The sequence below is a fragment of the Gracilibacillus timonensis genome (assembly GCF_900086715.1).
Taxonomy (GTDB): domain Bacteria; phylum Bacillota; class Bacilli; order Bacillales; family Amphibacillaceae; genus Gracilibacillus; species Gracilibacillus timonensis.
On the sequence record NZ_FLKH01000012.1, the window covers coordinates 349917 to 374695 of the forward strand.

Consider the following 24779-nt stretch of genomic DNA (forward strand, 5'->3'; position numbering starts at 1 on the left):
TATGCATTCATTATTTGATTTATCAGGGAAAGTAGCAGTAATATTAGGAGGAAACAGTACCTTGGGCAGCTCCATGGCGAAAGGTCTAGCAGATCATGGTGCCAAAGTGGCCATCGTCGGCCGCAATATCAAGACAGCCGAAGAAGTGGCGACAGAAATCGCACAAAGTGGGGGAGACGCGAAGGCCTTTCAAGCCGATGTCAGCGATTTAACAACGATTGACCAAGTCATCGATGAGATTGAGACATGGTCAGGTGGTTGGGACATTTTATTAAATGCACCTGGAACAAACAGCACGACACCGTATCTCGAACTAGAAACCGAAGAATGGGATCAGATTATGGGTGTGAATCTAAAAGGGGTTGTTTTTGCCACTCAAGCCTTTGCTAAAAAAATGATCGACCAAGGGCGTCAGGGAAGTATTATTAATATTTCATCGGTTTCGTCGACCACCCCTTTATCAAAAGTTTTTACTTATTCGGCCTCCAAGGCCGCGATAAACAATGTGACACAATATCTGGCGAGGGAATTTGCTCCGCATAACATTAGAGTAAACGCGATTATCCCAGGCTTTTTCCCAGCGGAACAAAATCGCAAAATCTTAAGTGAAGAACGTATTCAGTCGATTATGGGTCATACCCCGTTGAATCGCTTCGGCAATCCAGAAGAATTACAAGGGGCTGCGGTATACCTTGCCTCCGATAAGGCAAGTGGTTATGTGACGGGCGAATTATTACGAGTAGATGGCGGATTTGGCAGCATGACAATTTAGAGGATAAAGGAGAGATAATATGCTAGAGCAAAAGTATCAATCCTTGGTTGCTATTCTCCAAGACATGAAAAAAGTGGTCGTAGCCTTCTCAGGCGGGGTAGACAGCACCTTTTTACTAAAAATGGCGGTCGATACACTTGGCAAGGAACAGGTCTTAGCAGTGACTGCTGATTCTGAGACATATCCTACTAGCGAACGGATAGAAGCTCAATCATTAGCGGAAAGAATAGGTGCTAATCATCAAGTGATTGAGACAAGTGAATTAGCCATCCCGGGTTATACCGAAAATGATAAAAACCGTTGTTATTTTTGCAAGAACAGTTTATTCGATCATTTGGTCCCCATTATGAAGGAACGAGGATTTGCCAATATTGTGTATGGTGTCATTGCCGATGATATGAGCGAATATCGCCCAGGTATGCGGGCGGCCAAAGAACAAGGAGTTCGAGGTCCGCTCCAAGAGGCAGATTTATATAAAGAAGAGATTCGCGAACTATCGAAGCAAATGGATTTACCGACATGGGATAAACCATCGTTTGCTTGTCTATCCTCTAGAATTGCTTACGGTGAAACCATTACCAAGGAAAAATTAACGAAGGTGGAAAAATCGGAAGCCTTTTTAAAGACTGTTGGGGTTAGACAAGTCAGGGTGCGTACACATGAAAATATTGCGAGAATTGAAGTAGAGCCTCAAGACATGGATAAGATCGTGAAGAATTATACTAGAATAACAGAAAAACTGCAGGAATATGGTTATCAATTTGTTACAATGGATTTAGCAGGATATAAAAGCGGCAGTATGAATAAGGAATTGTCCCATAAAAAACAAGAGGCCATTCTCACGGTGTATAACTAATGGCGAAACAACTGGAACATCCTCTTTTAAGGGGATTCCAGTTGTTGTGTGATGGGGAAGAAGGAGGATTGTATGGAAGAGCTAGTTATTGGTTTAGATATTGGTACAACAAGTGTGAAGGCCGTTGCCTTTGATTTACAAGGAAAAGTAAAGGCGGAGGCAGAGCAATTAATTGATACCTACTACCCGGCGTCTCATTTTGTTGAGCAGAACCCTCAGCAGATTGAGGCGTCTACGAGGGATGTCTTACGACAAGTTTTTCGGGATACCACATCATTCAACGTGGTATCCGTGGGGATATCATGCGCCATGCATTCCTTAATCTGTGTGGATCCATCGGGAAATCCCCTCTCTGATATGCTGATTTGGTCAGATGGCCGAAGCAGTGATCTGGTGCAATCAATGGACGCTAACTTAAAAAAAGAGTTGTATCGGAAAACAGGTACCCCGATCCATCCGATGTCTCCTTTGTTAAAGCTGATGTGGATGAAGGAACAGAGTTACCCAGCCTATCATCAGGCTGCTTATTTTATGTCGATGAAGGAATACCTTTTATTTCAATGGACGAACCAACGTGTAATTGACTACTCGATGGCCTCAGCAACAGGTCTGATGAATATAAAAACGTTAGAGTGGGATGAACAAGTCCTTACATTAGCTGGTGTGGAGAAAACACAATTGGCTGCTATTGTAGAGCCGACAACGGTGATAGAACCGCTCAAGCAAGAAGTAACGGCAGATATTGAATGGCCGGAAGGTATCCCGCTTGTGATAGGTGCGGCCGATGGGCAGTTAGCCAACTTGGGGGATGGAGCTATTCAGCCAGGTGAAGCAGCCGTAACCGTTGGAACCAGTGGTGCGATACGACAATTGATTAATGGACAACACGTCAACGAAAACGGTGAAACGTTCAGCTATGCTTTCACTAAAGATAGCTCCATTATCGGCGGGGCAACAAATAATGGTGGAATTGCTTTACAATGGCTAAAAGATATATTGGAGTTTAAGGGTAGTCATGAGGAATTTTTAGCTGGTGCAGAAACGGTGGAACCTGGCGCTGATGGGCTTTTATTCCTGCCTTATATTAATGGCGAACGTGCACCGGTATGGAATCAACAGGCACGCGGGAATTTCTATGGTTTGAATATGATACATAAACGCCCTCAACTTGTCCGAGCGGTTTTGGAAGGAATTGTATTCAATCTATACCAGATCTCGCAATCAGTGGAAGAGGTTGTGGGGCGTCCAACAGCCATATCGATTAATGGCGGCCTATCCAAATCACCATTGTGGGTGCAAATCTTTGCTGATGTTTTTGGTCAGCCTGTACAAGTGGCGGATACGCATCACGGTGCCGCATGGGGAGCTAGCTGGACGGCGCTTGTTGGAGTTGGCAAGGTGGAATCTTTTGAACAAATTAAAGAAAATATACCGGCCAAACAAACGATTGAGCCTAACCTGGACAATCATCGGGCCTATCAAGCGATTGCCTATAAGTACCGCGCACTAGCCAAGGCAATTGAGCCATTTTTTTAATATAAGGACGAGGGTGAGACGATGCTCGGAGACATTTTACAACAAGTAGCAAATGGAACGATAACGCCAGAAGAGGCAGAACAACGACTAGAGAACTTTGAGGATCTTGGGTTTGCCAAGCTTGATCATCACCGAAAAAAACGTCAAGGATTTCCGGAAGTTATCTTTGGTGAAGGGAAAACGGCTAGTCAATTAATTAATATTTCCCGGGCAATGGTGGCTAAACAGGAAAATATCTTGATTACCAGAGTGGAAGAAAAAAAGGCACAACAAGTAAATGAATCATTACCTTTGTTTGATTATGACCAAGTGAGCAGGACCCTAATCATGCGAAATGACAATAGCTTGCCAGTCACGCAAGGATATATAGCGATCGTTTGTGCTGGAACATCCGATTTGCCAGTCGCGGAAGAGGCGGCCAGGACTGCAGAGGCATTTGGAGCTGAGGTAAGGCGCTTTTATGATGTGGGAGTAGCGGGAATACATCGTTTATTTGCCCATATAGAAGAGATCCAGCAAGCTACGGTCTCCATAGTCGTTGCAGGTATGGAAGGTGCCTTACCCAGCGTGGTAGGCGGCTTGGTAGCACATCCAGTTATCGCTGTGCCGACCAGCGTTGGTTATGGGGCCAATTTTCAAGGGTTGTCTGCTTTATTAACGATGCTCAATTCGTGTGCAGCCGGCATCAGTGTTGTCAATATTGATAATGGTTTTGGCGGTGCCTATAATGCCGTCATGATACACAGAATAGCGAATCAATAGTGTCTTATTCATGAGGAATAGACACTATTTTTGTAAAAAAATGTTGCGACAGTCTAACAAAAAATACTATAGCGTATGGATTCTTATGGATTGAGAAACGAGAATCGCGCTCTCCAGTCCGCGAGCTCACTCTGATGGACCGGTATAGAAAATGCGCCTTCCAGTCCTTAAGAACAAATTCTTGTGGGCCTTGGAACAGGCATTGCTCTTTTAAGCCAATAGACAAACTTTTATATTTTAAATAAATCACTTTTCAGGAATAAGCATAGTGTCAAACATAGCCAAATGATTAAAATCGGTCCATGTATAAGAATTCTATTCCTCGCCATTTTCTTGTTGTTAATTATGGCTTGTATCTGCCATAATGTAAATGGACATGATAGTGAAACCTTTTGGTAAACAACAACGTATAAAAATGGAGAAGGAGTGAAAAGAGATGAGAGAACAACCGAACGTGAGAATCGCCAGAGATGCCATCAAGGCCTGGCAGCTTACAGCGCATTTATTTGCAGTGATCGCACTATTAATTACGATTGCGTACTTTGTCTTAGTATATTTTATAGATGATCTGCCGCTATGGATTGGTTTTGCCGTTGCAGGGGTATCTTTATTGGAATGGGTCTTGACGGCGCAGGTCATTCCTAGACTAAGATGGCGGAGATGGCGCTATCAGATTTATGATCAAGAAATCTACATACAACATGGTATATTAATCGTGACGAGGACGATCGTGCCAATGATCCGCGTACAGCATGTGGACACACAGCAGGGACCGATTTTAAAGAAATACAAATTAGCTACACTAGAAATATCGACGGCGGCAACCACGCATCAAATACCTGCTTTACTAGAATCGGAGGCCTCTGATTTACGAGATCAAATCTCCGAATTAGCAAGGGTGGAACAAGATGATGTCTGAGCCAAAACGATTACATCCAGCAGCCGTCATATTTAATATTATCCAAGCGATTAAGCAGTCCGTCCTTGGTTTATTACCATTGGCTATTGTGATTATTAGTAATGGTGCCCTAATATATCTAGTTATTGGCGCCGTCGTATTGCTAGCCCTAGGTATCTTATTCAGTGTCTTATCTTGGATGCGGTTCACGTATCGGGTCGAAGATGACCAGCTGCTGATTGAAAAAGGGATATTGATCCGTAAGAATCGGACGATATCGAAGCATCGTATCCAGTCGATTGATTTAACACAAAATATCATTCATCGCATCTTTGGCCTGACCAAGGTGCAAATAGAGACTGCTGGGAATGATCCATCCACAGATGCAGCCTTATCTGCTGTTTCGATGGAGGATGGTAAAAGAGTCCATGATCAACTAAAATATAAAAAACAAGAAGCAGAAGGGTCAGAGGACGAGGCGGACCAGGCTAGCCAAGAAGAAGTGGAGAAAGAACAACCCGTCAAAGACTATCCACAGCAGAAGATAACCTTAAAAACATTGTTAGTTGCAGGCTCAACTTCTGCTGGGTTTGGGATTGTTCTTGGTATTTTTGGTCTTGCCTTTTCTCAAGTAGAAAGCCTGATTCCTGATCATGTCTACAATGATGCCGCTAACTGGGTGATCTCCTTAGGGATGCAGTTAATGATTATTTTCGCGGTGATAACGATTTTTGTGCTCTGGTTGTTAAGTATTCTACAGACCGTGCTTAAATATTGGAACTTTACAATTACTCGTTATGACAAAGAATTATTTATTACAAGAGGGTTATTGGAGAAGAAACAGTCAACTATTCCGTTGAACAGAATCCAGGCAGTTGGCTTCAAGGAGTCTATCATTCATCAGCCACTAGGGTTTGTGACGGTCTATGTAGAGATTGCAAGTGGGGAAGCAACGCAAAATCAAGAGATGTATACCGTTATTTTTCCTTTAATTAGAAAAAGTCAGATTACGGAGTTCTTAGCCGCTTTACTGCCAGAATATCACTATTCGGATGAAAAAATGACGCGACTTCCGAAAAAAGCATTACCTTATTATTTGTTTAGATCGGCGATTATCCCATTAATTGCAACGGTAGTGGTAGGTATTTTCTTTTTGAAATTCATTTGGATTCCGGCGATATTTTTCGTTTTAGCTTGCTTATTGGGTGTCGCTATACACCGTACTTGTGGATATCACATAGATAATAGGCAGATAATGGTGCAAAACCGAACTATAGGTAAGGACACGGTTCTTATTCAGCAAAGAAGAATTCAAGCATTTCAACGAAAACAGCATATTCTGCACCGTAAACAAGCCTTGGCTACTATTGATATGGCGGTCTTGAACAAAATATCAGGCAGGCATGTGGTTGTAAAGGAAATGAATGTCGAAAATAGTAACGCAATAGCAGATTGGTACTCGTACCGCAAAGAATAAGGTCTGAAGTCACTTTTGACTCCAGACCTTTTTGGTAAGAGAGCATATAATCTTTGGTATAATAGGACTTGGGATGATTCTGACCTTGAATGAATGGTGGTACCGATAAGATAGATTATCGGCAGTTCATTAATTACTTTGAGTGCCCGGTTTTTCTTATAAGTTAAGAAAGCACAGATTCCCAGGTACAATAGGATTTGGATCCATTTTGAGCTCGAATTAATCGGAATACTGATAAGATGGATGAGGAGAAGGAGCCGTACTATCTCCTCTATGTAGTATGTATTTGGAAGCGCTCTGGAGATAGAAGGCAAATATTCTCCTCGTGTTTGCCTGTACAAAGTTGAATTATTCGAAAAGTAGCTGCCTTTATTTATTCATCAATATATTGACGTTTCATGCTCTAAAGGGTAAAATTTTGCCTAGGGTAAACTTTTGGCGCTAAGCAACATACTATAGAGAACAGAATGTAACAGTGACTAGATGAGGTGAGCAAACAAGTGGTACTCGACGGAAGTCTATTATTTGCATTTAGTTTAACATTAATGGCAGGCCTTGCAACAGGGGTTGGCAGTTTACTAGCCTTTTTCACCTCTAATACCAATACCAAATTTTTATCTTGGGCGCTTGGCTTTTCAGCAGGGGTTATGATTTATGTATCGATGATTGAAATATTTGTGAAGGCCCAGGATTCGCTTGTTGGCGAACTAGGATCTACTACAGGTCAATGGGTGACAGTAGTAAGTTTTTTTGCCGGCATGGTCGTTATTGCTCTTATTGATAAATTCATTCCCAAACAAGGTAATCCACACGAATTGAAGAAAGTAGAAGAGATGCAAAAAAACCCTAACGGAGATGGAGAATTATTGAAAATGGGTACGTTTACTGCTTTGGCGATCGCCATTCATAATTTTCCGGAGGGGATCGCTACCTTTACCGCTGCCTTACAGGATCCAGTATTAGGAATTCCCATTGCAACGGCTATAGCGATCCATAATATTCCAGAAGGCATTGCTGTATCGGTTCCCATTTATTTTTCAACCGGTGATAAAAAGAAGGCCTTTCGTTTGTCCTTTTTATCTGGGTTATCGGAGCCTGTTGGTGCTATTGTTGCCTTTCTCTTTTTAATGCCTTTTCTTAATGACATGATCTTCGGTATTATTTTTGCGGCTGTGGCAGGCATTATGGTGTTTATATCATTGGATGAATTATTACCTGCCGCCAAAAAATATGATCAAACACATACCTCTATCTATGGTTTGATGCTGGGGATGGGCGTAATGGCTCTTAGTCTATTATTGTTTATCTAAACATGTGCTTTAACTGACTCAACGGCGAATCATTTTGACAATGAATACAATTAAGGCAATAATTAATAAGATGTGAATGAACCCACCTGCAATTTTAAAGACAAAGCCGAGTAGCCAAATTAATATCAAAATTCCAATAATTGTCCAAATCAATGCATTCACCTCTTTCCTTTGTTAGCATTAAAATACCCAATATCTAAAATTTTAAACTTTTTTGACAATATCTATTGCAAGGAAGGGGGCTGCTTGTTATAATAATGGACGTGGGTTTGATAAGGAACCTCTTACATATTACATATGCGGGTGTAGTTTAGTGGTAAAACCCCAGCCTTCCAAGCTGATGTCGAGGGTTCGATTCCCTTCACCCGCTCCATACATAGGTGTGAACGTAGTGTTTTGTTTTTAATAAAGCATTACGTTTTTTTCTGTGTTTTTTAATATATTCCCTCAGCTTAAAAAAGTACAATATCTCCACTGCTTCCTCGACTATAACGCTTGCGTCAACCTCTATTAGCTTGTATCCTATGAAATGACGATACTGAAAAGAGGAGTTTTATATTATTATGAGAAAACTACAACAACTCTTACGCAATATGGACGGAAAAAGCTATAAGGCATATAAACAATTACAAGGCAGCTATTCATTTGAACGGTACGAGCTGTTTATGGACTATATTCAGGGAGACCCATTTGCTGCTCCCTCTAAAATCAGAATTCGTATTGGGGAAGCGCAACGTCCGATCAAGAAAACATGGCGCAATAACAAACAACAAAATATTTACGTAGCAGATCGCATAGCACGATCGGTTGCCAAGGCTATCCAGCAGCAGTCTAGCCAAGCAAGAGGATCTGGTAAGAGTGGCCTCGTTCAGATTGATCAACCAGGTCAGGAAATTTTGGAACGAACAGCGGTTCAGATACGCCAAGAGGAGCTAGTTATTTGTTTATCGATCGGACTGCCTGCAAATGGACGGCGCATTAACGGTAAAGAAGCAGAAAAACTGATCTTTACGATTATTCCAGCACTTTTGAAACAGTCGATATTTACGATAACCGATCAGGAATTAGAACGAAGTGCAGAACTTGCCGATCAGCATGTGGCAATCCGCGAGAAAATGGAAGCGAATGATTGGCTTGCTTTTATTGCGGACGGAGCCATCTTGCCAAGGGAAAGCGGTATTAGTAATCGGCCGATGAAGCAAGCCGTTCCCTTTCAAAGCCCGACAGAAAACCAAGTAACGATTGACCTCCCCCATCGTGAGCAGCCTCTAACAGGAATGGTCATGAAAAAAGGGATAAATGTGATTGTCGGGGGAGGCTATCATGGGAAAAGTACGTTACTGCAGGCACTGGAAAGAGGTGTGTATCATCATATTCATGGAGATGGACGTGAGTATGTCCTAACTGATCCGGCCGCTGTTAAAATCCGGGCAGAGGATGGACGTCAGGTTACTTCGGTAAATATATCTCCATTTATTAATGATCTGCCCCATGGCCAAGATACGGTGCGATTTACGACAGAAAACGCAAGTGGTAGTACCTCGCAGGCAACCAATGTCATCGAGGCAGTGGAAGCAGGTGCCCATGCCTTACTTATCGATGAGGATACAAGTGCAACCAATTTCATGATCCGTGACGCGCGCATGCAGGAGCTAGTACATCAAGAGAAAGAGCCGATCACGCCATTTATTGACCGTATTAAGCAGTTGCGTGATCAATTACGGGTATCAACAGTCTTGGTAATGGGCGGATCGGGTGACTATTTCGATGTGGCAGACGAGGTCTGGATGATGGACCAATACCGCATGGTGAATGTAACCAATAAAGCACAAGAGATTGTCGCCAATTATCCGATTTCGCGTCAGCCTATCAGTGACTCTCCGCTAACCGAAATAGGAGAGCGCGTCTTTTTAGCAGATAGTTTCCAATTGTATAAAGGGAGAAAAAAGAAAGTACAAGCAAAGGATCAATCGACTATTTTGCTTGGTACAACCACCGTGCAGCTACAAAATGTAGAACAAATCGTTGACAGTTCACAAACAAGGGCGATAGCAGAAATATTACGGTATTTAGAGGCAAAACAAATCTTAAGACAAAAACGATCATTACCTGCTTTATTAAATGAAATTGAAGAAACGATGAACAAGGAAGGACTGGCGGCGTTTAGTCCTTTTCCACAGCAACACCCAGGTGATTTGGCACGACCGAGACGATTTGAGATTGCCGCCTGTCTGAATAGGTTGCGCACAGCAAAGGTGCAATAAGTCGAGCAAGCTATCAGGAAAGTTTGTGCTAGGACAGAAAGGAGAGAGTGCCGTGGCATATCAACAATTGAAAGAAGAGCTGATCCAATACAGCAAAGAAATAGGCATCGATCAGATTGGCTTTGCTAGCGCAAGCGCCTTTTCCGAATTAAAGTCCAGGTTACAAGCACAAGAAGAGGCAGGCTACTTGTCAGGATTTGAAAAAGGTACCATCAGAGAGCGAACCGAACCAGACAGATTACTGCCCGAAGCAGAATCAATTATTGCGATTGCATTGGCTTATCCAACCAAACTAAAACATGATGTAAAAAGTGTAAAAGGGGATCGGCGCGGGATGTTTTGTCGTGCCTCATGGGGAACGGATTACCATATCGTGTTGGAAGAAAAGCTCGCTAAGCTGTCCGCTTTTTTGCAGGAAAGAGTTTCTGGTTTTGTGCAGCGATCGATGGTGGATACTGGCGAATTATCTGATCGTGCTGTAGCTGAAAGGGCAGGCATAGGCTTTAGCGCCAAGAACACTTTTATTATTTCACCGGAATTTGGCTCGTATATTTATTTGGGTGAAATGATCACCAATATCCCTTTTTCACCTGACGAGCAAATGGTCGAAGGCTGTGGTAGCTGTACCAAATGTCTAGACGCTTGTCCAACCGGCGCCTTGGTAGAGCCGGGGCGTCTCAATGCTCAGCAGTGTTTAGCTTTCTTGACGCAAACGAAAGGTTATCTGCCTGATGAACACAGGGATAAGCTGGGGAATTTTATTTATGGTTATGAAACCTGTCAAGTTGTCTGCCCTTATAACAAAGGAGTGGACTTCCATCATCACGAAGCGTTCGAACCAGATCCCGATTTGGTCAAACCACGTTTACTTGAGTTATTATCTATCTCTAATCGTCAATTCAAGGATAAATTTGGTAAAATGGCAGGTTCGTGGCGAGGTAAAAAACCGCTACAACGCAATGCTATCCTTGCTCTCGCCCATTATAAGGAAACAGAGGCGGTGCCCGAATTGATTCGCTTGATGAAAGACGATCCCAGACCAGTGATTAGAGGCACAGCGGCCTGGGCGCTTGGTAAAATAGGGGAAGTGTCCGGTGTAGAAGCAGTGAAAACAGCGATGACAATAGAAGAAGACACTGAAGTATTAGCAGAAATGAAGAAAGGTTTATCACAGCGCTAACCGCCCTACACAGATCAAGTAGGTGGTTAAACATCCTGATATGTTTCGCCAGCCATCAGTAAGGGATGAAGAAAACTCTAGCTTCACTTTAATAATGTTTCAGAAACTAAAAAAAATGAAGGCGGGGACAATTATGAGTCAGATCTATTATGCCACCTATTCGTCAACAATTGGACCATTAGTATTGCTGCGTTATCAAGGGAAGCTGATTTATGTAAAATATGGAACGATGGAAACGGTAAAAGAACGTTTGACAAAATGGTCTGAGAAGCATCAATTACCCACGACTTTCCAAGAATCAACGGCAGAACTGGAGCCGGTTATTACACAGTTGGATGAATATTTCCAGCAAAAACGTACGACTTTTTCGATCGATTATCGTTTCTATGGCACGACTTTTCAAAAAAAGGTATGGCAGGCATTAGCGTCAAGGGTTGCTTATGGTGCGACTTGTTCTTATCAGGATATCGCTGATTATATTGCTGCACCGAAAGCTGTAAGGGCAGTAGGTGGGGCGAACAACAAGAATCCGATATCGATCATTGTTCCATGCCATCGCGTCATTGGTAAAAATGGTAAGCTGGTAGGTTACGGCGGTGGACTGGATAAAAAAGAATATTTATTGGCCTTGGAACAAGCCGATACAGAAAACAGGTAGACCGTATGTGGCCTACCTGTTTTTATTTATCACTACGCTAAGTGTCCGTAAATTTTCTCGCTGTAAAAGCGCAAAATTGAAATGGTTATGGAAACCAACGGCCACTATATATCCTGATAAGTCTTGCTTTATCGCAGCGCTAACCTTTCATAACCCCACTACTTTTTTGGGTAATTAATTTTCACCTTCAGCAGGATTATCGTCTTGATCAGGGGCTTCTTCTAGGGGCGGTGGTGTTCCGTCATCTTGGTTTCGAACATCCATACAACCCGTTAAACTGCCAATGGCTATGGTAGATATACTTAACATCGCTAACCATCTTTTCATAGGATTAACCTCCTAAATTATACTCTCCTATTCCATACTCTAATCATACATGTTTTAATCACGATAAGCGAGCTAAAACCCCATCCACTTTTACTGGTTCATAACTCATCTTATCTAGTCATATTTATACGATAGTATGGAATAAATTATGGGTAGGGATAAAAAATTTTTGAAGGAGATGAGATAGTGTCGGAATGGAACTTGGTATATCAGTATTGGCAATCCATGTGGGCACACCATTTGCACACCATTTATTCACTTCAGCAACAACGACAAAAACGGTTGAAACAAGTTGATTTATTTGCAAAACAACGACAAGAAAGCAGAAAGAATGGGCAGCAGCAAATCGGCTATCAATTACATACGAAGCTGCTGATCGAAGATAAAGGAACTTATTATCATGAAGAAATCGTACAAGACCGCACCGCCTACTTAGAGAATGGTCATGTAATAGCTGAACAGCCCAATCCAATTAATAAAGGAACAGGGCAGCGGGAGATAGAGGTGACAAGCGATTTTACTCGTTTTTATTATGATCGCAGAGCGGCCGTTCAATATGCAGAACGGTGGTGGAATGGGGCGAATCCAGCCTATCCTTTTTTTGAAGAGGATGATTGTACCAATTATATATCACAATGTCTGAGAGCTGGCGGTATCCCGATGACGGGCATGCCCAATCGTTCGAAAGGATGGTGGTACCAAGATTATCAATGGAGTTACAGCTGGTCTGTTGCCCATTCTTTTCGTTGGTATCTAAGCGGGGCAGTTGCTGGGTGGAATGGAGGTGAGGTCAGTCAAGCGAGCGACCTCTGGCCAGGGGATGTCATTTGTTATGACTTTCAAGGGGATGGCAGGTGGGACCATAATACAATCGTAGTGGCAAAGGATAGCAACAATCAACCGTTAGTGAATGCGCACACCAATAACAGCAGAAATCGATATTGGACCTATGAAGATTCAGCAGCTTGGACACCAGCATGTGAGTATCGTTTTTTTCGAATTAGCGATTGACCATACGTGCAAAAGCCAGCGAGTATGATATAATATGATAGGTTAACAAGCGATAGTTGAGGTGAAGCAGATTGGCAGTACATATCGTATTATATCAACCAGAGATACCAGCTAATACGGGGAATATCGCCAGAACGTGCCTGGCAACCAACGTCCACCTGCATTTAATTCGACCACTCGGGTTTTCAACGGACGATAAAATGTTGCGTCGGGCTGGGCTGGATTATTGGCATGATGTGAAAATAAATTATTATGATTCATTAGAGGAAGTATATCAGACTTATCCAGCTGGTAGTTTTTATTATATTGAAAACTTTGGCTCGCATTATTATTCGGATTTTGATTTTAGTAACGCAGAAGGGCAATGGTTCTTTGTATTTGGACGAGAGACAACGGGGATACCAAAAGAATTGCTGGAAGGTAAGGAAGATCATTGTTTGCGTATTCAGATGACGGATAAGGTTCGCTCCTTAAACCTGTCTAATACAGCTGCCATTGTTATTTATGATGTATTAAAACAGCAAGGATTTCCTGGTCTGCATTAAATACGAGAAGCATCCCTCGCCAGTGAGGGATGCTTTTTTACAAAGCGTATCATGTATTGTGTCCTGTCCGTAAAATTGTCTGCATGGCTTCTATATTGGGATAATCACCTGCTTCATATTGTTGGCATACCTTTTCGATGTCATAAGCTACCCGAATATGGCTGGTTTGTAGCTGGTTATCTGTTATATCTGCTACTACATAAGACGCCTTGGTTATACCATCAAAAGGCAATCCAACACTACCAAGGTTCATAATGGTTTTCCCCTCAATAACCCGCTGATAAGCCTTGTGGATATGACCATATACATATAAATCTGCATCTTCATTAGTGGTCAGGCTGTCGATTAATTCATGGTCAGAAAAATGCGGAAGCACCACATCAAATAAGCTATTCGGTGTGGCATGAAAGGCGTGTATTTTTGTACCTTCCGTTGTAAGAATTAGCTCTGTTGGCAGATTACTTAGATAGTTAATGTCATCTTCGCTCAATTGTTTACGGGTCCACTGCTGTTCTTCCTGCATGATCGGAAGCGCTTTTTGCGGAACTTCCCCTTCACGAACCCCTCGAACTACCCACTCGTCCGCATTTCCTTTAATGACATCCGTTTGAAGGGAACGAATCAGTTGAATCGATTTGGCAGGATCCGGACCACGAAAGGCAAGGTCCCCTAATACAACGATTCGGTCCACTTGTTTTTGCTCTATATCTTGAAGTACTGTTTCTAACGCCACTGCATTCCCATGAATATCTGATAAAAATGCTATTCTCATGTTATCCCTCCTATCTCTATCATAAAATATTAAAACGGCGGAAGGCAAAGGTTTTGACGCGGGAAACAGTGGAGACATATAATAGTAAGGTAATCAATTTTATCATTGGAGGGGTAGCATGTTCTCCTATTTTGCGAAAGACTTACCTGTTTTTATGAAGAAAGAACTAGAAGGTTTGTTTGAAAAGTTAACGCCATTGCTTAAAAAGAATGCTAAATATAAAATGTTTGCTTTGCCACTTTTATTTTTTTCAGTCATTAACCTTATTCTGTGGTTGATGATGGATGGTTTAGCATATGGTTTCTTGATTGTTTACGCCTTGATTGCGGCGATAGGTGTTGCCTTATACAAGGAGTCTCGTCACATTAAGAAACAAATTAGAACGATTGAACAGGAACATATGGTAGATCGGATTCAAACAAGTGATGTCATCAATGACTATCAGAAGAAGGATTATATTTCCATAATAAAATCTCAACCTCGATTAAGCTTGCAGACATTTCTGCAATTTTTAACGGAAGAGAATGATCGAAAAAATAGAATGACAGGTTAATGAACGAACGCTATCATCATAGAGCATAGTTAGTGGTGTTATCATGCGTTCATCATAGAAAAACCGGAAGAAGAGCTAACGAATTACCGCCTCCTCTTCCGGTTTTTTTTAAATGACAACTTGTGCGTGCTTGATGTAAACACCTGTCATAGCTATTATTTATTGGTGAATAGTCCAACATTTTATCAAAGCGATTCATATCATTTGAGTGAGTTTGTCACCAGTCAATTTCTCACTTTTTATGTTTATATTCAAAGGTTGTTAAAATGGACCAAAAAAGTGCAAGGCAACACAAAATTTCAATGTGTCCTTTGTAATGGATTTTTCGAACGGAACTCTTTAAGATCAACGCTTAGCGATCACATCATGTATGTGGCTTTCGAAATGAAAGATTATTCAAAAAATTGTACAAATCAATAATTAGGCTTTTTTTACAAGTTTTTATTGTTTATGTAGTTCAAAAGATATATAATTTACTTATACCTTTTGATAAAGGAAGTGTATAAAATGGCATATACAGTTATTGTTGGAGAAGCGCAAACGTTATTCAGGGAAATGATCACAAGCTTTGTCGAAGAGATGGAAGAATTTGAAGTGATTGCTAAATTCGGGGATGGGCAGCAGGTATTAGATTTTATCGAACAGGAACAATCCGAACCATCTTTGGTATTATTGAGCTCACAATTACCGAATTTGCAAGGGTGGGAATGTGTCAAAAGGATCAAGCAGGTGTATCCTGACGCAAAGGCAGTTATATTGTCTACACATGATGATGACTCAACTTTTGAAGCGGCATTGATGGTAGGAGCAGATGGGTATATTTTAAAAGATACAAGCTTAGATCGATTTAAGGAAGCCCTTCGCTTTGTAATTGCCGGAGATTTTATTGCACCACAAACCTTCATTCGTTATTTCTCCAGCCGGTTAAGTGTACTTCGGCAAATGGAACGGGAACAATCCTTTGCCTATATCGAGGATAGGCTTCCTATACAGTCAGATATGACACAACGCGAGAAAAACATCATCCAGCTGATACAAAAGGGCTGGATCAATAAAAAAATTGCCGAAAAACTCAAGGTAAGTGAGGGAACAGTGAAAAAGAGTCTATCCCAGATTTATCAGAAGCTCGGCATAAAAAGCAGGGTAGAATTAATTGAGCTTCTCACGGATTAAAGCTCAAATATCCGCTGGCGATATGTCTTTGGTGAGACATGGTAAGCCTGTTTAAAGACACGATGGAAATAAGAATAGGAGCCAAAGCCACAATTTTGTGCAATATTTTCTAAGGTCATTGTGGTGTACTTCATTTGATTGATGGCGGTTGCGATACGAATGGATTGGGCATATTCAATGATCGTTTGATTGACATATTCTTTAAAAAGATGCACACACCTAGAACTGCTCAAGTTACAATAGTCAGCAATTTGTGCAATCTTGAATCCCTGTTTGGTTGCATTTTCTTCGATATAACGCATCATCTTCGTCACAATATAGGGTCGAGAGATATCGTCTGTCTTCTTATCCAGTGATCTTTCTAACGAGACAAGCAATGCATTGAGTAAATGGTAAGTAAGCTCACTATTTCTCTCTTTTTCGGGTCTTCTTTCTTCAATGATAAGATGCTGCCACAGGTCCAGACTTGAATCATCTGTAGCGATTTTGCTGATAGTTGGACTATTTCGAAATCGCTCAGCCACTTCGTCCCCTTCACAATATAAATGAAAGTCGCCGCTTTGCTGTCCAGCTAAAACGTGTAATTCGTAAGCTTCACCCGGCTTGATTATTAATAAGTCCCCTTTTTCAATCATCTGCTCTTCCTTATCCACGGTGATCTGTGCCTGTCCTTCTATTTGTAAACGAAAAAGATAAGAGGCATAGCGTGATTGGTGATTAGTATGAAATAATTGATCGTGGTAGGAATAACCACAAAAGTCAATGCGCATGATAAACATTCCTTTCCTATAGCCGTGATTAGGTTCGCCATAAACTTATCGCCTGGCATACAACGTTCACTAGCAAAAACCTATCATTGATGATATTAAAAATCCCCTTGTTCTTGAATCGATAAGAATCTAACGGACAAAAAAACGGAGAATCGTGAAATACTGTCCGTAAGAATGAATCTCACGGACAAAAAACCGGAGAATCGCAAAATACTGTCCGTAAGAACGAATCTAACGGACAAAAAACCGGAGAATCGTGAAATACTGTCCGTAAGAATGAATCTCACGGACAAAAAATCGCCGAATCGTGAAATACTGTCCGTAAGAATGGATCTCACGGACAAAAAACCGCTGAATCACAAAATTCTGTCCGTAAGCAACCACAGGCAGACCTTCTGATATTCTCTTAATAAAAGCTTCCTATCAAATAAGCAATTTATAGCTAACTTGCAGAGGATGTTCAAAATCTCTCAATAAGAAAATGTGTCTACCGTTAATCTTATTTTATAGCAAAATTGTTCATGTTTTGATTATATCACTTATGTTCAAATATGCGAATATCCTATATGATAAAAAATAGATTATTTTGCTAATGAAAGGGATAACATTTTTAAAATGGGTTTAATTCTGTTAAAATGCTTATTCAAGACGTTACGCAAATAAGATAACTAAGGAGGAAAAACAATGAAAGTATTAGTATGGAATGAATATCGACATGAACAGAACAACGAAGAAGTAGCCAACATTTATCCAGAAGGAATTCATGGTGCTATTAAAGCTTTCTTGGAAACGGATGATATCGAAGTTGAAACGGCTACCTTAGATGAGCCTAATCATGGAATAACCGAAGAGCGATTGGCAGAGACAGATGTCTTAGTTTGGTGGGGCCATATGGCACATCACGAGGTAGCAGATGAAATTGTAGAAAAAGTACATCAGCGTGTATTAGAGGGAATGGGTTTAATTGTTCTTCACTCTGGGCACTTTTCAAAAATATTCAAAAAATTGATGGGAACTGGCTGTGACTTGAAATGGCGTGAAGCGAATGATACAGAGCGTTTGTGGGTTATCAACCCCTCTCATCCGATTGCTGAGGGAATTGGTGAATATATCGAAATCGAAAATGAGGAAATGTATGGTGAACATTTCGATATCCCAGCGCCAGATGAGCTTGTATTTCTCAGCTGGTTTACTGGTGGAGAAGTATTCCGTTCAGGGTGTACATATCGCAGAGGACATGGGAAGATCTTCTATTTCCGTCCAGGACATGAATCTTATCCAACCTATTATCATGAAGATGTTCAGCGTGTGATTCAAAATGCTGTTCGTTGGGCGAAACCAACAACTAGAACATTCTCTAGCTATGGAAATGCACAACCAATAGAAAAACTTTAATAGATGAAGAGGAGAGGAACAAGCATGAGTAACTTAAAAGTAGCCGTAATTGGCGCAGGGAGTATTGCAGTACACCGGCATTTACCAGAATATCAGTCACGTCAGGGGGTAGATATTGTAGCAGTCTGTGATATTTTAGAAAAGCGAGCACAAGAAGTGGCGGCAGAGTATGGCGCAAAGGCCTATACAGATTATAAAGAAGCAATTACAGACTCTGGTGCTGATCTAGTAAGTGTTTGTCTGCCAAACTATTTACACGCACCGGTTTCCATTTTTGCCTTGGAGCAAGGGAAACACGTACTTTGTGAAAAACCAATGGCTACATCCGATGAAGAAGCCCAACAGATGATTGAAGCAAGTAATAAGTCTGGTAAAAAATTGATGATTGGTCATAATCAGCGATTCGTAGCAAGTCATGAGAAGGCTCGTGAATTGATTGCGAATGGAGATCTTGGCAAGATTTACAGTTTCCGTACCACATTTGGTCATGGCGGCCCAGAAGGCTGGAGTGTAGATGGTGCAGAAAGTTGGTTCTTCCGTAAAAAAGAGGCATTTATTGGTGCGCTGGGAGATTTAGGTGTACACAAAGCAGATGTGATTCGCTATATCTTAGGAGAAGAGATGAAGGAAGTAGCAGCTATGGTGGAATCATCTGCAAAAGAGAATAGCGATGTAGATGATCAAGCTGTGAGTGTACTACGCAGTGAGAATGGTATTATTGGCACCCTTACAGCAAGCTGGGCTTATAAAGGGGGAGAAAATAACGCTACTGTAATTTATGGCGAAAAAGGCAATTTACGTTTAGAAGATGATCCCACTTACAGTTTAATTGCGACCTATACAGACGGTACGCGTGTGAACTATGAACTGGGTCAGATTCAAACCAATGACGGTGGGGGTCAAACGTCCACAGGTGTCATCGATCATTTTGTCGATAGCGTCTTAAATGATACCAAGCCATTAATCGATGGAGAAGAAGGATACAAGTCATTGAAAATTATCTTAGCAGCACTGGAAGCAAATGAAACAAAACAAAATGTGACCATTTCCTAAAGGAGGCCGTTATTTATGAAATTAGGTGTATTTACTGTATTATTTGCAGATAAGAATTTTGAAGATATGTTAGACCATGTAAAAGAAAGCGGCTTAGAAGCTGTTGAAATTGGAACCAGCGGGTACCCTGGGGGCGCTCATTGTGATCTTGATGCATTATTAAACGATGAAGCTAAACGACATGCTTATATGAAGGCTGTATCGGATCGTGGTTTGACCGTTAGCGCCTTTAGCTGTCACGGGAACCCTTTAACACCAGAGAAATCCTTTGCCAAAGAATCAGACGAAGGATTACGCAAAACCATCGAACTAGCTGGTTTAACCGGTGTACCTGTTGTCAATTGTTTCTCTGGTACGCCAGGTGATCAGGAAAACGCCAAGGCTCCAAATTGGCCGACTGCCCCGTGGCCAACAGATTATGCGGATGTCTTGGAATGGCAATGGGAAGAAAAACTAGTGCCGTATTGGAAAGAAATTGCTGAATTAGCAGAAAAGAATAATGTGAAGATTGGGATTGAACTGCATGCAGGTTTCTTAGTACACACTCCTTATACCATGTTAAAACTGCGTGAGAAAACGAGTCCGGCAATTGGTGCTAATTTGGATCCAAGTCATCTCTGGTTCCAGGGGATTGATCCGGTAGCGGCGATCAAAATTTTAGGTGCAGAAGACGCAATTCACCATTTCCATGCAAAAGATACTTATATAGATCAAGATAATGTGAATATGTATGGCCTTACCGACATGCAGCCATATAGTAATATTCAAACAAGGGCATGGAATTTTCGATCGGTAGGTTGTGGGCACAGTTTAGAAGAATGGTCAGATATGATGAGTGCGCTACGAATTGCTGGTTATGATTATGTGGTCAGTATTGAGCATGAAGACCCAATCATGTCAATTAATGAAGGATTTGCAAGAGCCGTAACGAATTTAAAATCTGTTATAATCTCGGAGTCGCCAACAGAGATGTGGTGGGCGTAAGGAAAGGAAGCGTTTATTGATGTCCAAATTAAGAATTGGTTTAATTGGCGCAGGGGGGATTGCAACATCAGTTCACATCCCTGCCTACGAAGCTATTGCAGATAAGGTGGAGATAGTCGCCATCGCGGATGTTGCCTATGATCGAGCAAAACTGATCGCAGAGCGACATCAAATTCCTGCAGTATTCGATAATTATGAAACCATGTTAACAGAAACAGAGATAGACGCTGTGAGTGTCTGTGTTCCAAATAAATTTCATAAGGCAGCCGTGATTAATGCCTTAACAGCTGGTTGTCATGTATTATGCGAAAAGCCGCCAGCCATGAACCAAGAGGAAGCTAAAGAAATGGAAGATACCGCAAGACGTGCGGGCAAACTATTGATGTATGGTTTTCATTACCGCTTTCAATCGGAAACGCAAGCGGCCAAACGTTTTATTGATGCAGGGGAGTTAGGTGACATTTACTCTGGACGTGTGCAAGCGATCAGACGTCGAGGCATTCCAGGCTGGGGAGTCTTTACCAATAAAGAACTTCAAGGTGGCGGACCACTTATTGACATCGGTGTTCACATGCTTGATACAGCCCTATACTTAATGGGATACCCTGAGCCGGCTGTTGTCTTAGGAAAGACACACCAGCAAATAGGTACCAAAAAAGGTGTAGGACTAATGGGTGACTGGGACTACCAAAACTATTCAGTAGAAGATATGGCAATTGGAATGATCACCTTTAACAATGGAGCTTCCTTGGTGCTGGAATCTGCTTTTGCGGCGAATGTTGAGAAGCAGGATACTATGCAAGTTTCCTTAATGGGGAATAAAGGTGGAGCGGACATCTTCCCGTTAAAAATGTATCAGGAGAAACATGATACATTAGTAGATGTTACGCCTGCTTATTTACCAGAGGTTCATGCGCATCAAGTGGAGATACATTCCTTTGTGGCACAATGTCTTAGCGGAAATGTGACCGACCATTACGCCAAACAAGGTACCAATATCCAAAAGATAATCGACGGATTATACCAATCCGCTGAAACTGGAAAGGCTGTATATTTATAAGTACAGCTTTGAGGATAAGATGTAAACAAAATGATCTGATTGACAGGCAGCAGGGGCTTATTCAAGAAGAATAAGCATGCTTGTTGCTGTCAACAGGTAACAAAAAGGAGACGAAATGAATGGGTAAAATTGCGATTCAATTATATTCGGTACGTGAACACACGGCAAATGATTTTTTAGGCACCTTATCCAAACTAGGAAAAATGGGCTATGAAGCCGTCCAATTTGCTGGCTTTTTTGATACCCCAGCAGAAAAACTAAAGCAAGTAATGGATGAAGCTGAATTGGTGGCAGCGGGAAGTCATATGCCATTTGATAGTTTGACTGGTGATCAATTAGAAGATTCTTTAGCATACAATCGCACAATTGGCAATGATTTAATTATTTGTCCGATGTTACCTGAAGAATACAGAAAAGATGAGGGCGCTTATTATCGTGCTGCGGAAGAATTAAATGAAATCGGTCGCAAGTGTAAGGAAGCTGGTTTTACATTTGCCTATCATAATCATGATATGGAATTCTTTGATTTAGGGAATGGCAAACGCGGCTTCGACATTATTTTTGAAGAAACCGATCATGAATATGTCAAAATGGAGCTGGATTGCTACTGGGCAACGCATGCAGGGGTAGATCCATTACAAACGATTAAGGCATATGACGATATCGCGGTTTCCCTACATATTAAGGATATGACTGTCGAAAATGGCGAAAAGCGCAGTATCGAGATTGGCAGAGGCTCTTTAGATATTAAAACGCTTTGGGAGACCGGAGAAGCTGTTGGTGTTGAATGGTATGTTATTGAACAGGAGAAATTTGATGGAGACCCATTAGATAGTGCGCAAGAAAATGTTGTGAAACTAAAGGAATTAATCGGAAGTAATTGATGTTTTTGGTCCCCCCTTTTAGGTAGTAAAAGGGGGATATCTTATGGAATGAATATCCCGACCTTCTCTTTTCAATAAAAGAACTTCTAATGTACAAAGCATAGATAAACATTTCCCGTTAGATTGATTATATGGGTAACATCGAGTCACATTATCCCATTGCGTTTCCTGAAACTATTTGTCAGCTTATTAAACTAGATAGGATAGAAAAGCTGGTAAAATCCGTTCACAGGGCTCGTTAATGGTATAATCCCATCCCTTTCTGTTATGCTAAGAGAGAAGGCTTCTTATGGTTTTATCCACAAAAAATAGGGTATGAAAACAAATAAGAGGTGAGGAATTGGAGGGATTTGTATGTTAGGGAATTTATTCAAAAAGAAAGAAACAAATATGGAAGTCGTATCACCAATGACAGGGGACGTCGTTACTCTAGAAGACGTTCCTGATCAAGTTTTTTCACAGAAAATGATGGGAGAAGGAATCGCTATTGCCCCAGTTAATGGAGAGGTTGTAGCCCCTATTGATGGAGAAGTTGTCGATGTTTTCAGAACGAAACATGCCATTAGTTTGCATGCTAATAATGGGGCAGAAATATTAATTCACATGGGTTTAGAAACGGTTGAATTGGATGGCAAGGGTTTTGAAATCCATGTAACGAATGGACAAAAGGTAAAAAAAGGTGACGATTTGGCCAGCTTTGATTTGGAAAGTGTGACGACAGATGGTTATAAAACCATTACACCGCTGATTGTCTTGAACAGTAAAGAATTTGAACTCACCGATTATGTGTCTGAACAACAAGTTCAAGCAGGTCAAACCCCACTCTTTCAATTAGATAAACAATAAATAGAAGTGCAGACGTCCGTAGATGGACGTTTGCACTGATCTCATGTCAAAAGTGTAAAAATAACAAAGGGGATGAGACAAATGAGTAATTCGGCCGTGTTGACGGGCTTAAAACAGCTTGAGGTATCGTCTCAGACAACGCCTGAGGTGGCACTTGATGAGGTGATCATTCGAGTGAAAAACTGTGGTGTTTGTGGAACCGATTTACATATATATCATGGTTATCCTGGAAGTGCAGAAGTAGTTCCGCCAAGGGTTTTAGGGCACGAGTTGGCAGGTGAGATTGTTGAGGTTGGAGAAGCGGTAAAAGACTTACAGGTAGGTGACCGCATTTCCGTTGATCCTAATATCTATTGTCATACGTGTGAGTTCTGTAGAAAAGGTTTACCAAATCTTTGTGAAAATCTGCAAGCAATCGGGGTGACCAGAGATGGTGGTATGGCGGAATATTGTGCCGTACCAGCTGCGAACTGCTATCCTATTCCTGATCAGATGACATTTGAAGAAGCAGCATTAGTGGAACCACTTGGCTGTGTACTTCATGGTTACAAAAAATTAACCATCCGTCCAACTGACCATATCTTGATTATTGGTGGAGGTTTTATTGGTCAACTATTTCTTCAACTAGTAAAACAACAGGGAACAGCTAAAATTACCGTCAGCGAACCAATGACGGATAAGCATGATAAGTTAAAGCAATTGGGAGCAACCGACACCATTAGTCCAGATGCCGTATCTGATGCTGCGCCAGCGGATATTGTTATCGAGTGTGTTGGGAGAAAGGATAGTGTAGAAACAGCGATTCAACAAGCAAAAAAAGGTGGACAGGTTTTGTTGTTCGGTGTCGCTTCTCCCGAACTAAAGGCAGAAATTGCACCATTTGAGATTTTTTCTAAGGAATTAAGGATATTTGGTTCTTTTGTAAATCCTTATACACATGAAGACGCCATTCAATTGATCGCAAATAAGCAGGTACAGGTAGAGGGGCTTATTAGTCATCGATTGAAATTAGACGAAGTGCCAGAGTTGTTGCATGATTATGCAAGTTTCCATGTTAGCAAAGCAGTTATAAACTTGGAACAGTAACGAGGCTATTTTATGTTAGTGACGATTGTACTGTTATTGATTTACGCTCTGTCATTTGTATTGATATACCAAATAACAAAGCAAGACAAGGAAGAAGGAATGTCAGTTGTTATCGTTGCCACGACATTACTTGCCCTGATACCAACGGCTGTTATTGCCTTGATAGGTTTTGTGATCTTTGGGTCTACTAGTTTGATCAACCAGTTGTTTTCTTTAGAGATTCCGACTAGTCAATTGATTATGTTAGCGATCGGTATATTGGTCTATTTATTTACGTTGGATAGTATTATAGAAATATTTATTAAGTATATCTTTCGGAAGCCATTGTTGGTTCATTTGATGATGGGTGTGATACGGATTGGATTATTCTACATAGTTAGCGGGATGGTTGGTTTGCCAGATCACATGTCACTTATTTTGGCGGTGGGTGTTTCGGTGATTGTACTATTGTTTGAACGCCTATATGAAATACAAGAAAAAAATAAAGAGAAAGAATAGATGAAAAGCAAGGAAGAGAGTATCATATCTCATCCTTGCTTTTTTTTGTAAGATCAGACAATATAACATTCACGATTTTGTTACATTTATAAGTTCAACTTATATCGTA

General features: G+C 41.2%; 26 protein-coding genes and 1 tRNA gene. 23 read left to right on the forward strand and 4 right to left on the reverse strand.

Going from position 1 to position 24779, the window contains the following annotated elements; genetic code table 11:
- Position 1 precedes the first annotated feature (1 nt).
- The 7 genes from BN6556_RS12685 to zupT all read left to right on the forward strand — a co-directional run bounded on the left by BN6556_RS12685 (position 2) and on the right by zupT (position 7611).
- Positions 2–772 (forward strand): glucose 1-dehydrogenase, encoded by a 771-nt coding sequence (locus tag BN6556_RS12685; protein ID WP_066192015.1) that lies wholly within the window; start codon positions 2–4, stop codon positions 770–772.
- Between the two features lie 19 nt (positions 773–791).
- The gene (larE, locus tag BN6556_RS12690; protein WP_066192017.1) at positions 792–1628 is read left to right on the forward strand and encodes an ATP-dependent sacrificial sulfur transferase LarE; all 837 of its coding nucleotides are present in this window, start codon (positions 792–794) and stop codon (positions 1626–1628) included.
- Between the two features lie 72 nt (positions 1629–1700).
- On the forward strand, positions 1701–3164 hold the full coding sequence (locus BN6556_RS12695) for a gluconokinase (protein WP_066192019.1): 1464 nt from the start codon (positions 1701–1703) through the stop codon (positions 3162–3164).
- 21 nt (positions 3165–3185) lie between these two features.
- Complete coding sequence (larB, locus tag BN6556_RS12700) at positions 3186–3926, forward strand: nickel pincer cofactor biosynthesis protein LarB (protein ID WP_066192021.1); 741 nt, start codon at positions 3186–3188, stop codon at positions 3924–3926.
- Between the two features lie 436 nt (positions 3927–4362).
- Entirely contained in the window at positions 4363–4845 is a 483-nt protein-coding gene (locus BN6556_RS12705) for a PH domain-containing protein (RefSeq protein WP_066192023.1), read from the forward strand.
- The gene (locus BN6556_RS12710) at positions 4835–6301 is read left to right on the forward strand and encodes a PH domain-containing protein (protein ID WP_078060092.1); all 1467 of its coding nucleotides are present in this window, start codon (positions 4835–4837) and stop codon (positions 6299–6301) included. The genes BN6556_RS12705 and BN6556_RS12710 overlap by 11 nt, the downstream gene beginning before the upstream one ends.
- 500 nt (positions 6302–6801) lie before the next feature.
- The gene (gene zupT, locus BN6556_RS12715; protein WP_078060093.1) at positions 6802–7611 is read left to right on the forward strand and encodes a zinc transporter ZupT; all 810 of its coding nucleotides are present in this window, start codon (positions 6802–6804) and stop codon (positions 7609–7611) included.
- Between the two features lie 18 nt (positions 7612–7629).
- Here zupT and BN6556_RS21960 read toward each other — a convergent pair whose 3' ends face one another.
- Entirely contained in the window at positions 7630–7764 is a 135-nt protein-coding gene (locus BN6556_RS21960) for a lmo0937 family membrane protein (RefSeq protein WP_130859673.1), read from the reverse strand.
- Between the two features lie 146 nt (positions 7765–7910).
- On the opposite strand from BN6556_RS21960, the gene BN6556_RS12720 reads away from it, so the two are divergent.
- From BN6556_RS12720 to BN6556_RS12735, 4 genes are all read left to right on the forward strand, one after another.
- A tRNA-Gly gene (locus BN6556_RS12720) sits at positions 7911–7984 on the forward strand.
- A gap of 190 nt (positions 7985–8174) precedes the next feature.
- Entirely contained in the window at positions 8175–9875 is a 1701-nt protein-coding gene (locus BN6556_RS12725) for an ABC-ATPase domain-containing protein (RefSeq protein ID WP_066192027.1), read from the forward strand.
- 52 nt (positions 9876–9927) lie between these two features.
- On the forward strand, positions 9928–11055 hold the full coding sequence (gene queG / locus BN6556_RS12730) for a tRNA epoxyqueuosine(34) reductase QueG (protein ID WP_066192029.1): 1128 nt from the start codon (positions 9928–9930) through the stop codon (positions 11053–11055).
- Between the two features lie 133 nt (positions 11056–11188).
- Positions 11189–11713, forward strand: coding sequence for a methylated-DNA--[protein]-cysteine S-methyltransferase (locus tag BN6556_RS12735; RefSeq protein ID WP_078060218.1), 525 nt, complete (start codon positions 11189–11191; stop codon positions 11711–11713).
- Between the two features lie 174 nt (positions 11714–11887).
- Here the strand turns inward: BN6556_RS12735 and BN6556_RS22135 are convergent, their stop codons facing one another.
- Entirely contained in the window at positions 11888–12040 is a 153-nt protein-coding gene (locus tag BN6556_RS22135; protein WP_161485705.1) for a hypothetical protein, read from the reverse strand.
- Between the two features lie 186 nt (positions 12041–12226).
- Here BN6556_RS22135 and BN6556_RS12740 point away from each other — a divergent pair, with 186 nt between their 5' ends.
- A complete protein-coding gene (locus BN6556_RS12740; RefSeq protein ID WP_235817526.1) occupies positions 12227–13051 on the forward strand; it encodes an amidase domain-containing protein in 825 nt (274 codons plus the stop codon).
- 71 nt (positions 13052–13122) lie between these two features.
- Positions 13123–13596, forward strand: a complete 474-nt coding sequence (trmL, locus tag BN6556_RS12745; protein WP_066192030.1) for a tRNA (uridine(34)/cytosine(34)/5-carboxymethylaminomethyluridine(34)-2'-O)-methyltransferase TrmL — start codon at positions 13123–13125, stop codon at positions 13594–13596.
- Positions 13597–13645: 49 nt separating this feature from the next.
- Here trmL and BN6556_RS12750 read toward each other — a convergent pair whose 3' ends face one another.
- Complete coding sequence (locus BN6556_RS12750; RefSeq protein ID WP_066192032.1) at positions 13646–14368, reverse strand: metallophosphoesterase family protein; 723 nt, start codon at positions 14366–14368, stop codon at positions 13646–13648.
- A 118-nt stretch (positions 14369–14486) separates the two neighbouring features.
- Here BN6556_RS12750 and BN6556_RS12755 point away from each other — a divergent pair, with 118 nt between their 5' ends.
- Complete coding sequence (locus tag BN6556_RS12755) at positions 14487–14921, forward strand: DUF5392 family protein (RefSeq protein WP_066192034.1); 435 nt, start codon at positions 14487–14489, stop codon at positions 14919–14921.
- 507 nt (positions 14922–15428) lie between these two features.
- Positions 15429–16094 carry a response regulator gene (locus BN6556_RS12760; protein ID WP_066192035.1) on the forward strand — a complete coding sequence of 222 codons (666 nt, stop codon included), beginning with the start codon at positions 15429–15431 and terminating at the stop codon, positions 16092–16094.
- Here the strand turns inward: BN6556_RS12760 and BN6556_RS12765 are convergent.
- Positions 16091–16864, reverse strand: a complete 774-nt coding sequence (locus tag BN6556_RS12765) for a helix-turn-helix transcriptional regulator (protein WP_066192037.1) — start codon at positions 16862–16864, stop codon at positions 16091–16093. The two genes, BN6556_RS12760 and BN6556_RS12765, sit on opposite strands and share 4 nt — an antisense overlap.
- 684 nt (positions 16865–17548) lie before the next feature.
- Here BN6556_RS12765 and BN6556_RS12770 point away from each other — a divergent pair.
- The 8 genes from BN6556_RS12770 to BN6556_RS12805 all read left to right on the forward strand — a co-directional run bounded on the left by BN6556_RS12770 (position 17549) and on the right by BN6556_RS12805 (position 24670).
- Positions 17549–18259 (forward strand): ThuA domain-containing protein, encoded by a 711-nt coding sequence (locus BN6556_RS12770; protein WP_066192039.1) that lies wholly within the window; start codon positions 17549–17551, stop codon positions 18257–18259.
- 24 nt (positions 18260–18283) lie between these two features.
- Entirely contained in the window at positions 18284–19312 is a 1029-nt protein-coding gene (locus tag BN6556_RS12775) for a Gfo/Idh/MocA family protein (RefSeq protein WP_066192041.1), read from the forward strand.
- A 15-nt stretch (positions 19313–19327) separates the two neighbouring features.
- Positions 19328–20296, forward strand: coding sequence for a sugar phosphate isomerase/epimerase family protein (locus tag BN6556_RS12780; protein WP_066192043.1), 969 nt, complete (start codon positions 19328–19330; stop codon positions 20294–20296).
- Positions 20297–20315: 19 nt separating this feature from the next.
- On the forward strand, positions 20316–21356 hold the full coding sequence (locus tag BN6556_RS12785; protein WP_066192135.1) for a Gfo/Idh/MocA family protein: 1041 nt from the start codon (positions 20316–20318) through the stop codon (positions 21354–21356).
- Positions 21357–21475: 119 nt separating this feature from the next.
- Positions 21476–22240, forward strand: coding sequence for a sugar phosphate isomerase/epimerase family protein (locus BN6556_RS12790; protein ID WP_066192138.1), 765 nt, complete (start codon positions 21476–21478; stop codon positions 22238–22240).
- A 354-nt stretch (positions 22241–22594) separates the two neighbouring features.
- Positions 22595–23086, forward strand: coding sequence for a PTS sugar transporter subunit IIA (locus tag BN6556_RS12795; protein ID WP_066192140.1), 492 nt, complete (start codon positions 22595–22597; stop codon positions 23084–23086).
- 81 nt (positions 23087–23167) lie between these two features.
- On the forward strand, positions 23168–24172 hold the full coding sequence (locus BN6556_RS12800) for a zinc-dependent alcohol dehydrogenase family protein (RefSeq protein ID WP_066192142.1): 1005 nt from the start codon (positions 23168–23170) through the stop codon (positions 24170–24172).
- 12 nt (positions 24173–24184) lie between these two features.
- Positions 24185–24670 carry a hypothetical protein gene (locus BN6556_RS12805; protein ID WP_066192144.1) on the forward strand — a complete coding sequence of 162 codons (486 nt, stop codon included), beginning with the start codon at positions 24185–24187 and terminating at the stop codon, positions 24668–24670.
- The last annotated feature ends 109 nt before the right edge of the window (positions 24671–24779 follow it).

Coding starts and splice junctions, on each gene's coding strand:
- BN6556_RS12725 (WP_066192027.1), top strand. CDS start 8,175: ATGAGAAAACTACAACAACTCTTACGCAATATGGACGGAAAAAGCTAT.
- BN6556_RS12760 (WP_066192035.1), top strand. CDS start 15,429: ATGGCATATACAGTTATTGTTGGAGAAGCGCAAACGTTATTCAGGGAA.
- BN6556_RS12805 (WP_066192144.1), top strand. CDS start 24,185: ATGTTAGTGACGATTGTACTGTTATTGATTTACGCTCTGTCATTTGTA.
- BN6556_RS12790 (WP_066192138.1), top strand. CDS start 21,476: ATGGGTAAAATTGCGATTCAATTATATTCGGTACGTGAACACACGGCA.
- BN6556_RS12710 (WP_078060092.1), top strand. CDS start 4,835: ATGATGTCTGAGCCAAAACGATTACATCCAGCAGCCGTCATATTTAAT.
- BN6556_RS12785 (WP_066192135.1), top strand. CDS start 20,316: ATGTCCAAATTAAGAATTGGTTTAATTGGCGCAGGGGGGATTGCAACA.
- BN6556_RS12795 (WP_066192140.1), top strand. CDS start 22,595: ATGTTAGGGAATTTATTCAAAAAGAAAGAAACAAATATGGAAGTCGTA.
- BN6556_RS12695 (WP_066192019.1), top strand. CDS start 1,701: ATGGAAGAGCTAGTTATTGGTTTAGATATTGGTACAACAAGTGTGAAG.
- BN6556_RS12735 (WP_078060218.1), top strand. CDS start 11,189: ATGAGTCAGATCTATTATGCCACCTATTCGTCAACAATTGGACCATTA.
- BN6556_RS12750 (WP_066192032.1), bottom strand. CDS start 14,368: ATGAGAATAGCATTTTTATCAGATATTCATGGGAATGCAGTGGCGTTA.
- BN6556_RS12705 (WP_066192023.1), top strand. CDS start 4,363: ATGAGAGAACAACCGAACGTGAGAATCGCCAGAGATGCCATCAAGGCC.
- larB (WP_066192021.1), top strand. CDS start 3,186: ATGCTCGGAGACATTTTACAACAAGTAGCAAATGGAACGATAACGCCA.
- BN6556_RS12765 (WP_066192037.1), bottom strand. CDS start 16,864: ATGCGCATTGACTTTTGTGGTTATTCCTACCACGATCAATTATTTCAT.
- BN6556_RS12685 (WP_066192015.1), top strand. CDS start 2: ATGCATTCATTATTTGATTTATCAGGGAAAGTAGCAGTAATATTAGGA.
- BN6556_RS22135 (WP_161485705.1), bottom strand. CDS start 12,040: ATGAAAAGATGGTTAGCGATGTTAAGTATATCTACCATAGCCATTGGC.
- BN6556_RS12800 (WP_066192142.1), top strand. CDS start 23,168: ATGAGTAATTCGGCCGTGTTGACGGGCTTAAAACAGCTTGAGGTATCG.
- BN6556_RS12775 (WP_066192041.1), top strand. CDS start 18,284: ATGAGTAACTTAAAAGTAGCCGTAATTGGCGCAGGGAGTATTGCAGTA.
- BN6556_RS12770 (WP_066192039.1), top strand. CDS start 17,549: ATGAAAGTATTAGTATGGAATGAATATCGACATGAACAGAACAACGAA.
- larE (WP_066192017.1), top strand. CDS start 792: ATGCTAGAGCAAAAGTATCAATCCTTGGTTGCTATTCTCCAAGACATG.
- BN6556_RS12780 (WP_066192043.1), top strand. CDS start 19,328: ATGAAATTAGGTGTATTTACTGTATTATTTGCAGATAAGAATTTTGAA.
- BN6556_RS12755 (WP_066192034.1), top strand. CDS start 14,487: ATGTTCTCCTATTTTGCGAAAGACTTACCTGTTTTTATGAAGAAAGAA.